Source organism: Paenibacillus marchantiophytorum (assembly GCF_014640555.1).
Classification (GTDB): Bacteria; Bacillota; Bacilli; order Paenibacillales; family NBRC-103111; genus Paenibacillus_E; species Paenibacillus_E marchantiophytorum.
The window spans coordinates 308651-323276 of record NZ_BMHE01000003.1 but is presented as its reverse complement, the minus strand read 5'-3'; the positions used below and the strand labels follow the sequence as shown (position 1 = coordinate 323276).

The window sequence follows — 14626 nt, the reverse complement described above, 5'->3', positions numbered from 1 at the left end:
CCTTTCATCGTTAGAAGTGTATTTCTTTTCCTTGCTCACTTGATTCATAAATGCCGCAAAGAATTTTCATCATCTCGACGCCATCTTCAACGGGCGAAAGCGTTGCTTTCTTTCCTTGGCAAACTTCAATGAAATAGTTAATTTCTTGCTGGAAACCGGCAACAAAGTCAAAGGACAGGTTATTGATTTGAGGCGTAAGATTCAAAATCGTGTCGTATTTTTCCGTAATAATAGCTAATTCCGGTTCCAGTTCGGCACCGCCGTTTTCGCCATAAAGCTTAACAGTCAGCTCATCTTCCTTGGCATGAAGCGTGAAACTGACGTCTACGAGCAGGGAGGCCCCATTCTCAAAACGGATCAAGGCGTTCGCCAAATCTTCCACCGTATTGTGGGTAGCATCGTAGTCAGCCGCTTTGTAAAAAGCGAGATTTTTGACATTAGCCCGATTGCCTAGTTTTTTGTACGTATTGCCGGATACTGACTTTACTTTCGGTTTCCCCATCAAATACCAGCACAAATCAATCACATGTACGCCGACATCGATCAGAGGACCGCCGCCAGAGCGCTCGATATCCGAAAACCAACCCCCAGGGTTGCCTAGGCGGCGTATACACGAAGCTTTGGCATAGTAAATATCGCCGAGTTCCCCGTTATCCAAGAAGGATTTCACAATGCTGGTGTTCGAAGCGTACCGCCTTACGAAGCCTACCTGAAGGGTTTTTCCAGAACGACGGACAGCCTGTTCAACAGCGAGTGCCTCTTCCACGGTTTTACAAAGCGGCTTTTCGGTGAGCACATTCTTCCCGGCTTCAAGCGCAGCAATGGAGATAGGGGCATGGCTGTTATTCCATGTACAGATGCTCACGGCATCTATGCTCGCATCAGCCAACAGCGCTTTGTAGTCTGTAAAAACATGAGGAATGCCGTATTTCTCTGCCTTGGCTTGCGCCCGTTCTTCGTTCAGATCGCAGATCGCATAGAGCTCGGCGTCCGGGTTGTTTTGATACGATTTCAAATGCATTTCAGATATGGAACCTGCGCCGATCACGGCAATACGTTGTTTGCTCATAAGTGAATAACCCCTTATTCAATAGAATGTATTAAACGGAATGAATGGAAGGCCAGGTAAGTTCGATCCCATCGTTCGTGAGCTTTCGCTGGAATTCGCGAAGTTCTGGTTGTTGATTGCGAACTTCACGCGGAAGCAAGCCGCGGTCTATACAATGACTCGCGAGAAACCCAGCGGCTTCACCAATATTCCATTCGACGGGATGGAGTCGATAGCAGCCGTTCGTGATATGGGTAACACCCAAATTTTTGCACGCAGGCAGCAGGTTATTGATTCGTACTGGGATCAAGCTGCCTAGCGGTATTTGAAATGGCAGGGAAGAGATATCGATGTAGTGGCGATTGCCTGTACTCGGATGAAGGTCAATACGGTAGCATCCGATGCCGACGGAGTCATCGAACGTCTCCGCTTTCCCGTCAGGCCGACAAGCTGCGCTTACATGTTGTTCAAGCACGGTAAATTCCGCTTTAATACGGCGTGATTCCCGAATGTAAGGGTACATGGCCAGGCCGTCTTCAGTGCCAACAACATCTTTGCGAAGACGCAGTCCTGGGTACCCGTGTCCGCCATCTGGCCGAGGCGCCTCGGTTTGCAGCCAGTAGAGAAGCGAGAGGCTTAGCTGCTTGGCATCCCAAAGATGCTGCTCTCTTTCACTTTCGCTGACGTCGATGACAGAACCTATCCAATAATCATTCTGAGGCCAGTTGACGAGCGTTATACTCCCCGGATAGAAGCCCTTCTCGAAGTTCGCAGCATCAATGATACGCCGATAATAGAAGAGCGAGTATCTTTCTGTGCCTTCAAAAAGTTCATAATTCACGGCTTCCAGTGTATGAGGGCGAACACCGGTCCAGCTTAACAAGCGATCGGGCCAGAAATCCGCCTTGTACGCCCGCCAGAAATCGTAGCGCTCAGGCCGCTCGATCGTGTGATCTTCGCCTTCGACATAATCCATGGCGAAGCAATGGGTGAAACCTTGCATGTCCTGCGGAAGTGCGGCCCCTTCGACGGCATGGGGTTCGCCGGTTTGGCTGAACGATTCGGCGCCGGTCACATATTCCGCTCCAGCAAGCGGCAGAACATCCCCGCACTCCGTCGCATCGAGGAAATACGCGGCGGTTAGCGTTACGAGGTCATCCGTCAGCAAATTGCGAACGATGACTTGGCGGACGTTGTTCCCTTCCAACACGGCGGAGGCAGCGCGATGGCGGTAAAGAATTTGCAAGCGGCCGCTGTGAACATAGGGGGCAAGCATATCCTTCAAGACCGCCAAAGCTGCGCGCGGCTCGTGACAAAGGCGAGACACACCGCCGTTCCCGGGATTTAGATGAACACGGGCTTGTGCTTCGGCTGTCAGGGGGAAATGACGTCGATAGTAATCTCTGACACCGTCACGAAATTGCCGATACGTGCGGGTACAGCCGAATTGCTCAATCCACGGATGTTCATCCGGCGGAACCGCCTGACTGGTAAGCTGTCCGCCGATCCATTCGGTTTCCTCGGTCATAATAACCGATTTGCCTGACTTCGCTGCCGCAAGCGCAGCGGCGAAGCCGCCGGTTCCACCGCCGATAATGGCGATATCGGCTCTCATTTCTTGTTGGTTATGTACGGTATTAGTTTCGCTTGTTGTAGCTCCCAACGGATGAATCCCTCCTTTAAGTTGCTTCTCACCTACAGGTTTCCACAGGCTACCCCCATTGTATTACAGCGGGAACGGCGCCACAGCAGAGGACGATGACTTCTTTTGGTACTTTAATAACCATTGATCCGTCCAAAAAAGGGATTAACGCGCAGATGACGAAAATGAATATCACGAGAAAATATTATGAGGCAAGCCGTCAGGAGGCGCTTTTCAATGAGTCAACAATCTTCATCCGTGAATGCCATGAAGCTGGATACCAACATGCGTATTCAACAATCCGATGATACAGGGATCGTATGGTACAGCCCGCTTGAGCTGCCTTTTCAAATTGCTGGTTTTGGCTGGCTGCAAGCAGAAAGACAGTATCGCCGTTTGCCTATTCAGCCCTCACAGCCCATTACGGAAGCTGTAGATTCGTTAGCCAACTGTACATCTGGCGGACAAATCCGCTTTATGACAGATGCATCAACATTGATGGTGAAAGTGAAATTGTCAGGTGCAGCGAATATGAACCATATGCCTGCCACCGGTCAATGTGGATTTGATTGTTATATTGGCGATTCCGGAGAGCAGTTTTATTATGGAACCACCACATTTAATCACCAGCTAACGGCGTATGAAAGCACGATCTTTCGTCAGTTCTCACCTGAGAATCGTTTCATTACGTTAAACTTCCCGCTCTATCAAGGGGTCGAAGAGGTCTGGGTCGGTTTAGACAGCGAAGCAAGCGTGACACCTCCACCGTCGTATGAAAGCAATAAAAAGATCATCCTATACGGTACTTCAATCACCCAAGGGGGCTGTGCGACGAGACCTGGGATGTCCTATACCAACATTCTATCGCGACGCATCAACATGGAATTCCTGAATCTTGGTTTCTCGGGCAATGGCAAGGGCGAGCCGGAACTTGCCCAGATTCTGAGTGAAATTCCCGACCCGGCGATGTTGATATTGGATTATGAAGCTAACAGTGTGTCTACGGAAGTATTTAAACAGACATTGCCAGCCTTTATATCCATCTATAGAGAGAAGCATCCTCTAATCCCGATTCTTGTCATTTCCAGAATTATTTATGCCAAAGAAAGATTTGATAAGCAGTTGTCGCAGGAACGGGAGGTAAACAAACAATTTCAAATTCAAACGGTAGCTCACAGGCGTGAAGAGTTGGAGGACATGCATATATTCTTTTGTGATGGTTCCCAACTGCTTGGTGAGCATTCTCATGAATGTACAGTCGATGGCGTACATCCAACTGACCTTGGATTTCTACGAATGGCTGATGGACTTGCGCCGGTTATCAAGCAGATATTAGCGGACATATAGGTGTATCGGGGAGAAGTGAAGGAGGGGTTCCATGACAAAAAGAAAGCAATTTGTTCACGTTATACTAACATGGATTACCTGTTTGACAGTGAGCGGCTGCAGCTATCAAGAGAATGGAAATCTAAGCGCATCTAGTCCCAATGCCAAAGCACCTGCCATCCGTATTGTCGCCAACAGCTTGGGACTTAACTTTCCTGAGGGAATGGATGCGAACAATAATCCTTATCTAGCCTATATCGAGAAAAATACTGGCGTAGAAGTAAGTGTGACTTTGCCGCCGCTTAATGGATACGATGAAAAATTAAATGTCATTATGACATCGGGTGATCCTCCGGATCTGCTCAACACAAGCAGTCCTTCCTGGTTTGTTAACTTTGTAAACCAAAAAGCGTTAACACCGTTGAACAGCTATATTGAGCGATATGGCCCTAATTTGAAAGCCAAGATACCTAAGGAAGCTTGGGATCATGTAACCGTCAATGGCAACATTTATGCGATTCCGAGTTTGAACGAGGTGAAGGGGACAGAGATCATGTATGTCCGCAAGGATTGGCTGGATAAGCTGGGTCTGGAGCCTCCGCGAACGATTGAGGAATACACGGCGGTTATGAAAGCTTTCGCGGAGAGAGATCCGGATGGCAATGGACAGAAGGATACCTTTGGACTTTCGATTCTAGAGCGCCTTGGAAGGACTTCTCCTTTTCTTGGCGCTTTTGGCGTCCAGAAGAATGCATGGTACGAACGTGAGGGCAAGTTGGTTTATGCCGGCATACTGCCTGAGATGAAAGAAGCACTCGCTTACCTGCGCAGTTTATATGAGCAAAATATATTGGACCCGGAATTCCCATTGAACAAAATTGATGTTCTCAATGAAAAGGTGGCGCTTGGGAAAGTAGGACTTTTCTCGGCGGCTTGGTCAGATACTCGAGCGAGTATTGCTGAGAATCGCAAAAATGATCCGCAAGCCGTGTGGATCCCGCTGGATTTTCCAATCGGTCCTTCTGGTAACCGCGGCGTATACAGCACATCCAATGTACGTTCTTATAATGTTGTCCCAGTAAAAAGCCAAAACGCGGAATCCGTGGTGAAATTCCTTGATTTTATCGCAGGACCCGGTCAAAAAACGTTGAAGCTTGGTTTTGAAAACAAAGTATGGAAGCAGGTAAACGGAAAGCTGACGATTCAATTTGATGAACATATCAAACAGGCCTATCGGGGCATTTATGGAGCCTTGGCGGATACAGTGGATCCAGCTATGACGCGGGATCGGTTAGAAGGATTGGGCGAGCAATATAGGCTGTATGACAATTTGCAGCGAATCGAAAGTCACTTGCAGCTGAATCGCTTTAATGGACCGCCGACACCTGCCATGGGCAAGCATCAAGTGAAGCTTTCTAAGCTGCAGGAAGAAACATTTACGCGGATTATCGCAGGAATGAGTCCCCTTGATGAATTCGATGCCTTTGTGAAAAGATGGAAGGAGGCCGGAGGCGATGAAATATCGGGGGAAGTCAATGAATGGTGGCGGGCATCCGGCAAATAATCGAAGCAAAACCCAAGATTTCTGGACCAGAATCCGCAAATTATTGACCGGTTTTATTCAAGTCAGACTCATGTGTTACTTTCTGCTGATCTTACTGCCAATCTCGGGCTTCAGTTTGTTTGCCATCGTTAAATCACAAATGATTCTAGAGGTGCAAACGGGGGAAAGAACCCAGGGAGCCTTGCATACGATGGCTGATTACATTGACCTTACGCTGCAAAATATTGAACAGTTATCCTCCTTGATTGCTTTCGATATGAATATGAATACGACGCTCCAATCTATCGGTCAGGAGCCTGATAAGCAGTCATTCGTCCAGCTGGCGCAAGTGATGGATCAGATCACGAATATGACAACCGTCAATCTTACGGTAGATCAAATAACGATTATTCATATGCCTTCACGCACCGTCATTTCCACGAAAATCGGCGGCCGCAAGCTGCCTGAAGGCGTTGAGAAGCAAGAATGGTACATTCGACTAATGGAAGCCAGCGGGGGCACCGTATTTTATACACCACAGGAAAGTGAATCCTATTTTGACACCGATAGTGTGCATCTTATTCGGACAATGGATCCTTACAACCGCACATTAATGAATCCCAATTTACTCGTGATCTCCATTAAGAAAACAGCGTTGATCGAGCTGGCGAAGCCGCTTCTTCCTTCCACAAACGCAAATATTTATTTGTTTGACAGCGATGGAAGTCCGATAACGGGCACGGGGGCACGTGTAAACCCACAAGTATGGAAGCAAGAGCATGACATCAGATCGGTGCGCAGATCCCCGCAAACCGGCACAGAAATGGTTACAATCAGTGTCAAATCCAAATTCTCGGGATGGTCTCTCATGATGGAGCAGCCCCTGTGGGAAATTCGCAGTCATACCGATTCTTTAAAAGTGTTCACGTATGGCATCGTTGTCGTCAGTCTGGTACTCGCCATTCTGATTTCATGGATCGTATACCGTGGCTTCTCGGCACCTCTGCGGAAACTGGCTTACGGAATGAAGCAGCTCCGCACCGGGAATTTCACTATACAGCTGGAAGATACGCGAGTGGACGAGTTAGGCTATGTGATTGAGTCCTTCAACCGCATGGCGGAGAACCAGAAGTCGCTCATTCGCGACCATTACGAGAAACAACTGCTGCTTTCCAAAATGGAACTGAAATTTCTCCAGTCGCAGATCAATCCGCATTTTCTTTACAATACGCTGGATTCTATCTATTGGACGGCGAAGAACTATGACGCGGATGAAATTAGTGAAATGGTTTTGAATTTATCCAGGTTTTTTCGGTTAAGTCTGAATAAAGGCAACGAAACATTCCCGGTCAGTGAAACCATCATGCATCTGACGTATTACATTAAAGTTCAGCAGCTGCGATTTTTAGATCATTTTACTGTTCGATATGAGATTGCCAAAGAGAGCGAGCCCTACCATGTGTTAAAGCTGTTGCTGCAGCCGCTCGTAGAGAATGCCGTTCTGCATGGTCTGGAAAAACAAAGCACGGGCGGGGAGCTTGTCATTTCTTCGTATACGGAAGGTAATCTGCTTATTTTTGAGGTCACCGACAACGGTGTAGGGGTAAATAAGGCCAAACTCGCCTATATCCGCGCCAAGCTGGAAGAATCGGCCAAGCTCGCTGCCGAGGGCATCTCGACAGATCGCAAGCGGGAGAATGATTTGTTCGGTCTGCGAAATGTCATTACGCGGATGAAAATGTATTATGGCGACGAAGCGGAATTTGCCTTTGAAAGTGAGGAGAACCAAGGAACACGAATGACCTTGCGGTTGCCTTTGGATAAATGTCTCAAGCCTGTGGGGGATCAGGCCGTTTGATTTGATTAACACAAAAAATCGCCCCCGTCACGGAGGCGATTTTTATCATTTGCATCTATCCATCAGTCTGTAATATTTCTCATGTAGTATTCAATAATATCTTTACGACGAATGATCCCGAGGAAAATAAAGTCATCATCGACTACTGGAACAAAATTCTGATCGGCCGCCAGCGCCAGCATATCTTCCATATGGGCATGAATAGAAACCGATTCATTACGAGTATTCTTCTCAATGTCACAGACTTGGACTTGATCCATGTTGGTGAAGTCCAGGCCAGGCGTGTCCTTTAATGTCCACAACAGATCGCCTTCGGTAAGTGTTCCCGCGTATTTTCCTTCGGGATCAACGATTGGCAGTGCTGTGTAATAATGCTGTTCTAATTGTTCAAGTGCTTCTTTCATCGATGAAGAGGAATGGATATAGGCAACTTTATCTTTCGGTAACAAAAAAGAGGCTGTTTTCATAGTTATTTATTACCTTTCACTGGATTTTTCAAAACGTGATATGTCTATTTAAACATACTTTGGGGATAAAGGCATTGAAAGATCTTTCCAATGTGGAAATCAATAACAAATTTTTTCCGCAAATATCGAAAATGACGGTGACAAGGGTTATACTGGGTTATGATGTACATTCTATCACTCAATTAGAGGGAGAAGTCAAATTATGTTGAAAATTGCCATTATCGGCACCGGTTGGTTTGCTGATAAACATGCTGATTTATTAGCTGCAAGAGACGATGTGCAAGTCGTAGCTTTCCTTGGCACGTCAATCCACAAAGCGGAGAAGCTGGCTCAGCGTTATGCAGGTTCTCAAGCTTTTGATGACATTGAACAGTTATTGGATACGTGTAAACCGGATGCGGTTTATATCAATGTTCCACCGATGGCTCATGGCCCGATTGAAGAGGCTATCCTCGCGCGCAATCTTCCTTTTTTGGTAGAAAAGCCAATTGGACTCGACATGCAAACGGTTGATCGGATTCAGCAGCTTGTTGAAAGCAAACAGATCATCACCTCGGTTGGTTATCATATCCGCTATACGGATGCGGCCCAAACAGCCCGTAAACTACTGGAAACAAGAAAAGTCGGCATGGCCGTCGGCGGTTGGATGGGGCAGATGCCTGGTGTTCCTTGGTGGCGCAAGCAGGGTGGATCCGGCGGACAATTCGTCGAGCAAACGACGCACATCGTGGATTTAGTCCGTTACTTAGTCGGTGAAGTGGAAGAAGTGTATGCCGCCTATGCGCAGCGTCACATGCATACGAGTCATGAGGGCGTTGAAGTTGCAGATGTCGGCGCAGTCACACTGAAACTTGCCAATGGCGCAATCGCGTCGTTGACGAATACTTGTATTCTTCCTTTTGGACACCGCTCTGGCCTCGAACTGTTTACGGATCAAGGCGTGCTGGAAATCCAGCAAAGTCAATATTTGAAACATCATGAAGGTTCTCTGATTACGGAATATAAGGACAATGCGAATCCTTATGAACGAGAAACGGATGCCTTCTTGTATGCGATTAAAACAGGAGATCGCTCGCGTATCTTAACTGACTATACCGACGCGGCCGTTACACTGCGCATTACATTGGCGGCGTTAGCGTCATCCCAAAGCGGACTCCCAATTAAGTTAGGTACGAAATGAAAATTCGCTTAAATCGCTATCCAGACGGGAAAGACAAGGCAGCAACTTTAAGCTATGATGATGGGCGAGTTCACGACCGTGCACTTGTTGAAATATTGAATCGACATGGTCTGAAAAGCACGTTTCATTTGAATTCGAGCACGCTAGATCGAGATGGATTCATTCGCCGCGATGAAGTAGCTGCCTTATTTCAAGGCCACGAGATTGCTATTCATACGGTTACTCATCCGCATTTGACGGAAATTCCCCGTGAGCGATTGATCATGGAAATTATGGAAGATCGCAGCGCGCTTGAAGAACTGGCTGGCTACCCGGTCAGAGGGATGTCCTATCCTTTTGGTACGACGGATTCACGCGTTGTTGAAGTGTTATCCTCTCTTGGTATCGCTTACGCGAGAACGACCGAATCGCATCTTTCCTTCCAATTGCCAAATCAGTTCCTGCAATGGGGAGCTACTTGCCATCATAATAATAATTTACTGCAAAGAACCGAAGAATTTCTAAATCGTTCCGTTTGGCATACCATGGGTCTGCTGTATGTTTGGGGTCACAGCTATGAGTTCGATAATGATTCGAACTGGGAGCTCATGGAATCTTTCGGGAAATTATTGTCAGCAAGGGAAGACGTGTGGTTTGCAACTAATATTGAGATCTACGATTATATGAACGCTGTTCGTTCGCTTCAGCTTACCGTCAATGGGAAGGTGGTTTACAATCCGAGCGCCATTCCTGTATGGATCAGTGTGAACCAAGAAACCGTTAAGATTAATTCAGGTGAGACGGTACGCTTCTCAAATTAGCAAGAGTCCAATATTCACGGAGTGGGTGAGAAGTGTTCACTCACTCTATGAACGTCTGATTTAAGCGCGCGAGCAGTTCGCCGAACTTTTGACAATCTTCGTTTGACCAATCCTTGAATAATTGAGAGTGCCTGGCTAACCGGGCTTTTTTGGAATATAAGAATTTATATGTTTTGGGGTGAGCGAAGCTTACCCCTTATTTAGAATAAGAAAGAATAAGTTTTTTTAGTGGATTTAAGGCATTCTCCCTTTTTAGTTTTTTGGTACATGTAGAATATGAAACAGGACATCCTACACTGAATTTTTCTTTGATGAGAATCGCTACTAGGAAGCCAATAAAAGCAAGCATGGCAAAAAGATACGTCCCGTAGTGCTGAAAGAAATCTGAAAATTTCGAGATTGTGGAGACCCGAAAAAAGGGTTAAAGCTGCTCGCATGTGAAGGGTGCCACGATCTTAAAGTGGTGCCCTTTTCAGTGCAAGGGACGTTTCTGCACGACGTGTTCATGCGGGGAAACGGAAGAGTGGAGCCGTGTCTTGTCTGAGAACGTATCTCAAGTCAACCATCGACATGTTAGGTAGCTGTGAACGTACTTATTTGTTCGAATTGGTGCTGGTTTGGAGGTATAAACAAGCTATTTGGCAGAATGAGATCCTCTAGCTTTGTAATCGCGCGGAGATATGGGAACGTCAAGCCGCGATTGTAGGAAAATGTGTCATGATAGGGATCCAGAGGGAACTACAGTCCGCTATAATTCCGAAAACCGCCATATTCCGCGCCAGAGGGAACTACGATCCGCTATTGCACGATTTCCCGGTTGGAATCAGCAGGTTCCGCTTACATAGCGGATCTCAGTTCCCTTTCAGGCTACGTTTACCCCAGTTCCCGCCATTTAGCGGATCATAGTTCCTTTTCACACGACGCTCTCTGTTATTGCAAAGCCCAAAGGAAACTAGTATCCGCTATATTCCTGAAAACCGTTATGAAGATGCTCATCCCTCAGGGTGGCAAACCCACTTTTCTTAGCGTTGCTGACTTTAAGAATGCCTTCCTCTGTTACTTTTATTCCAAAAACAGAAATAATTTCTTATACCTAGACATTAATGCTGAAGTAAACTGATTTGAAATGTTTGAACTTTCTTTGGCAGGTTGCCGAGAAAGTTCAAACATCCTTACTTTCGCATATCAAAGGAGCGAAGCACATTCAAATGATAAACGTAGAAACAAACTACTGATAAGCAAGCGGGTTCAACTTGGAAAAGTTAGAATGAGGGTTTTTAACACAGCAGTAGTTATTGAGCATAATGGGGATTATATTTTGAATTTTGACAATTATGATTCTGATCAGTGGTCTATAATATTGGACATACTAGATCAACTTTTTAAACAAAATTATGGAACAAGGTATTTTCACCAAAATAGATTAACTTTGACAATGGAATCACTTGTGAATGACCAAATTCTTTTAAAATTGGCTTATGGTGAAAACGAAATTTATACTTCTAAAATAATGCCTGAATTTGAACTAGTGTTAAAATTGATTACGGCAGCCAAACATTATTATTATACATTAGCAGTTCTCAATATTTGCTCGAAGGATAAAATAGATATGTTGTTTACATCACTAGATACTGCTTTTACAAAACGTTATGAAAGTTAATCTTAGAGTCTGAATGGAGTTTGAAAATGAAAATTCATTATAGCGCGCTCCGACCGCTTGTCCCGTGCTGCAAGATTTGCAGAACAACCTCATCCATAACAGAAACTCCCCAAAACACGTAACTCCTTTCAAAATGAAATGAAAATCCGTATTTTCATTTCACCATCCTATATAAGGCTTTTTCCAACTGAGCTATACTCTTAAACATAACATAGGAAGAAAGATAAGAGGTAGATAAACATGAAACTTCAACTCATTCGACATGCTACGCTTAGGGTGCAATACGCGGATTTCACTTTTCTGATTGATCCCATGTTCAGTCCGCAAGGGAGTAATCCCCCCATCATCCATACAGCAAATGAAAGAAGGAATCCACTCGTGGAACTGCCTGTTTCGATCGCTGAAATAAGTGCTCCTGATGCTATCCTTGTTACACATTTGCATGGGGATCACTGGGATGAAGCGGCCATGGCGACCTTGAATAAGGAGATGCAAATCTTTTGTCAACCTGGTAATGAGGTTGCTATAACGGCGAAAACGAATTATCGCAGAAAACTTGCTTGATTCCGTACTCATTTCTGAAGATAGAGAATGGATTTAGCAGGTTGTTAGCAATCGTTTAGGGTTTCCCGCAAATGCCATAGAAGAACATATGAACCATGCCTTCAAGGAATTTCTCGATGTCGCCGCTTTGCTGTGCCATTTCCAGTAATTTATCATACTGGTTCATGTACAATTGGATGAATGACAGCACGGTCTCGATGGATACTTCCTCGGAAATTTCGCCGCTGTCTTTGCCTTCCTGAATGATGCGAACGGTTAAAGGGATCGTCTTCTCCTTGTATTGCAGTTCAATATATCGCGCAAGCTCGTCATCGTTGATCAATAACTCTTTCATAAGAGCTGACGGGAAATCCTTATAAGATTCTTTCTCCAGTAAAATAATATGGGCAATTTTCTCCTTTAAGGTGTGCCCGGCATTCATATAGGCTTCAAATTCTTGAATAGCTCTGTCCACGAAGTTGACGAAAACTTCGCGGACCAGAGCTTCTTTGCTTCCAAAATAATTGTAAATGGTGACTTGCGAAACGTTTGCCTTTTTGGAAATATCCGAGATCCGAATCCGTTTAGGGTCTGATGTCCGCAGCAATTCCATGGTGGATTTCATGATTTTTTCTTTAATCGCATGCGCTCTTTTTTCAAAACCATTCATGATGAACCATCCTATCTAGATAGCATAATATGTAATTAATGAAATATAAATATAAATATATTTCATTAAATTATTGACGAAACGATTGCTCGGGTATAGTATAACATATGAAATATGGTAATGATAATAGTTCATTTCTTTAACTTGGAGGTGCAGGTATGTTAACCGTTCAGCATGTGACAAAGACATTTTCGAATGGGAAAGGTATTTTCGATGTCTCATTTGAAGTAAAGAAAGGTGAGGTTTTCGGTTTTCTGGGGCCTAATGGCGCAGGGAAATCGACGACGATTCGGCACATTATGGGTTTCATGAAACCAGACAAGGGCTTCGTGACGGTGAACGGACTTGATACATGGAAGCAGCAAGGCAAGGTGCAAGCCTATATGGGCTATTTGCCTGGTGAAATCTCCTTCATTGAAGGAATGACAGGGAAAACATTTCTCGATTTTATGGCCAGCATGCAGGGGGTGAAGGACTTGTCCAAGCGAAACCACCTCATAGACCGATTGCAATTTGATGTAAATACACCCATTCGGAAAATGTCCAAGGGAATGAAACAGAAGGTAGGGATTGTTGCCGCGTTCATGCACGATCCTGCTGTCCTTATTTTGGATGAGCCGACTTCAGGTCTTGATCCACTTATGCAGAAAGTGTTTATTGAGATTGTACTTGAGGAGAAGAGCAGAGGGAAAACATTTCTGATGTCCTCACACAGCTTTCCTGAAATCGAGCGGACCTGTGATCGAGCGGCCATCATTAAGGATGGCGTTATCATCGCATTGAAAGATATCCATGAACTGCAATCCATGCAGCGGAAATTGTTTGAAGTGACATTTGAACATCAAGCTGATGCCTTAGCGTTCGTGAACTCCGGACTGCTCATCGAATCGCACGAGGGAAATCGCGTCAGCGTTGCTGTACAGGGCAATTACGATAGATTTGCAGCCGAAACTGCCAAATATAGCGTCCGTAATATTGATATTTTCACGCAAAATCTGGAGGATATCTTTATGAATTATTACGATCGGAAAGGGATGCTGAAATGAATACCACCTTATATAAGCAGATGATGAAAGTAAACATGAAGGGATTTATGAATTACGCCATCGGCTCGGCTTTCTATATCATCCTTATGTTTTGGCTCTACCCCAGCATTGGCCAAAGCGCCAAAGCCATTGATGAATTGGTGCAATCGATGCCCGAAGGCGTGGGCAGAGCGTTTGGGTTGAATGGTTTTGGCAGTGCGGAAGCCTTCATTTCGGGGGAGTACTACGGATTAATTCTGGTTCTGATTCTCGCAATTGTATGTGTCCAACTGTCTACACAGCTCATGGCTAAATTAATCGATCAGGGAGCAATGGGTTATTTACTAGCCACCCCGACGACAAGAGGCAAAGTAGCGTTCACCCAAGCGAGTGTTCTGGTCACAGGTTTATTTCTAATTATGGCGGTTACGACTTTGGCTGGTTTCTTGGCCAATATCTGGTTTCTACGCGGCGAATTTGACTTCAATACGTCCAAATTTATCGAGATGAATATCGCGGCTTTCTTATTGTTCTTTGCCATTGGGGGTATCTGCTTTTTGATCTCAGCCCTTTCTAATGACGAGAAGAAGGCACTGAGCTTGTCCGGTGTCATCACGTTTGGCTTCTTCAGTTTGGATTTGCTGGCTAAGATTAGTGAGCAAATCAGTTGGATGAAGTACTTCTCCATTTTTACCTTATATAAACCGGGCGAAATCATTAACGGAAATGTTGACTTAACCGTTTCTTTATCGGTTCTCTTCATTATTGGAGTCATTACTTTTGGGCTAGCTGTCATGTTGTTTAAGAAGCGAGATTTGCCTTTGTAAGGGAGCGGCTGAGCTGGATTTGTCAGGTTGGCGGAGC

At 45.3% G+C, this 14626-nt stretch carries 13 protein-coding genes and 1 pseudogene; 10 read left to right on the top strand and 4 right to left on the bottom strand.

The features are described 5' to 3' along the window. Positions 1-10: 10 nt before the first annotated feature. On the bottom strand, positions 11-1069 hold the full coding sequence (locus IEY34_RS05370; RefSeq protein WP_189008624.1) for a Gfo/Idh/MocA family protein: 1059 nt from the start codon (positions 1067-1069) through the stop codon (positions 11-13). A 31-nt stretch (positions 1070-1100) separates the two neighbouring features. Continuing rightward, positions 1101-2663 (bottom strand): FAD-dependent oxidoreductase, encoded by a 1563-nt coding sequence (locus tag IEY34_RS05365; RefSeq protein ID WP_189008797.1) that lies wholly within the window; start codon positions 2661-2663, stop codon positions 1101-1103. Between the two features lie 264 nt (positions 2664-2927). Between IEY34_RS05365 and IEY34_RS05360 the strand changes: the two genes are divergently transcribed. Genes IEY34_RS05360 through IEY34_RS05350 form a run of 3 tightly spaced genes read left to right on the top strand, consistent with a single transcriptional unit; the run spans position 2928 to position 7417 of the window. Further along, a complete protein-coding gene (locus IEY34_RS05360) occupies positions 2928-4037 on the top strand; it encodes an SGNH/GDSL hydrolase family protein (protein WP_189008621.1) in 1110 nt (369 codons plus the stop codon). Positions 4038-4068: 31 nt separating this feature from the next. After that, positions 4069-5580 (top strand): extracellular solute-binding protein, encoded by a 1512-nt coding sequence (locus tag IEY34_RS05355; protein ID WP_189008618.1) that lies wholly within the window; start codon positions 4069-4071, stop codon positions 5578-5580. Further along, positions 5531-7417 (top strand): cache domain-containing sensor histidine kinase, encoded by a 1887-nt coding sequence (locus tag IEY34_RS05350; RefSeq protein ID WP_189008615.1) that lies wholly within the window; start codon positions 5531-5533, stop codon positions 7415-7417. The genes IEY34_RS05355 and IEY34_RS05350 overlap by 50 nt, the downstream gene beginning before the upstream one ends. Positions 7418-7479: 62 nt before the next feature. Here IEY34_RS05350 and IEY34_RS05345 read toward each other — a convergent pair whose 3' ends face one another. Next, on the bottom strand, positions 7480-7884 hold the full coding sequence (locus IEY34_RS05345) for a CBS domain-containing protein (protein WP_189008612.1): 405 nt from the start codon (positions 7882-7884) through the stop codon (positions 7480-7482). Positions 7885-8086: 202 nt separating this feature from the next. Between IEY34_RS05345 and IEY34_RS05340 the strand changes: the two genes are divergently transcribed. The 5 genes and pseudogenes from IEY34_RS05340 (at position 8087) to IEY34_RS05320 (ending at position 12088) form a co-directional block, all read left to right on the top strand. After that, on the top strand, positions 8087-9064 hold the full coding sequence (locus IEY34_RS05340) for a Gfo/Idh/MocA family protein (RefSeq protein ID WP_308422980.1): 978 nt from the start codon (positions 8087-8089) through the stop codon (positions 9062-9064). Next, positions 9061-9864: a polysaccharide deacetylase family protein gene (locus tag IEY34_RS05335; RefSeq protein WP_189008610.1), complete on the top strand. Its 804-nt coding sequence runs from the start codon at positions 9061-9063 to the stop codon at positions 9862-9864. The genes IEY34_RS05340 and IEY34_RS05335 overlap by 4 nt, the downstream gene beginning before the upstream one ends. 340 nt (positions 9865-10204) lie before the next feature. Further along, positions 10205-10439, top strand: a pseudogene (locus IEY34_RS38085) (transposase zinc-binding domain-containing protein); the annotation flags it as partial. Positions 10440-10990: 551 nt separating this feature from the next. Continuing rightward, positions 10991-11524, top strand: coding sequence for a hypothetical protein (locus IEY34_RS05325; protein WP_189008604.1), 534 nt, complete (start codon positions 10991-10993; stop codon positions 11522-11524). Between the two features lie 240 nt (positions 11525-11764). After that, positions 11765-12088 (top strand): MBL fold metallo-hydrolase, encoded by a 324-nt coding sequence (locus tag IEY34_RS05320; protein WP_189008602.1) that lies wholly within the window; start codon positions 11765-11767, stop codon positions 12086-12088. A gap of 55 nt (positions 12089-12143) precedes the next feature. On the opposite strand, the gene IEY34_RS05315 is transcribed toward IEY34_RS05320, so the two are convergent. Next, the gene (locus tag IEY34_RS05315; RefSeq protein ID WP_189008599.1) at positions 12144-12737 is read right to left on the bottom strand and encodes a TetR/AcrR family transcriptional regulator; all 594 of its coding nucleotides are present in this window, start codon (positions 12735-12737) and stop codon (positions 12144-12146) included. A gap of 158 nt (positions 12738-12895) precedes the next feature. Here IEY34_RS05315 and IEY34_RS05310 point away from each other — a divergent pair, with 158 nt between their 5' ends. Both IEY34_RS05310 and IEY34_RS05305 read left to right on the top strand, forming a co-directional pair. Beyond that, positions 12896-13783 (top strand): ABC transporter ATP-binding protein, encoded by an 888-nt coding sequence (locus IEY34_RS05310; RefSeq protein WP_189008596.1) that lies wholly within the window; start codon positions 12896-12898, stop codon positions 13781-13783. Next, a complete protein-coding gene (locus tag IEY34_RS05305; protein ID WP_189008593.1) occupies positions 13780-14589 on the top strand; it encodes an ABC transporter permease subunit in 810 nt (269 codons plus the stop codon). Before IEY34_RS05310 ends, IEY34_RS05305 begins: the two co-directional genes overlap by 4 nt. Positions 14590-14626: the final 37 nt, after the last annotated feature.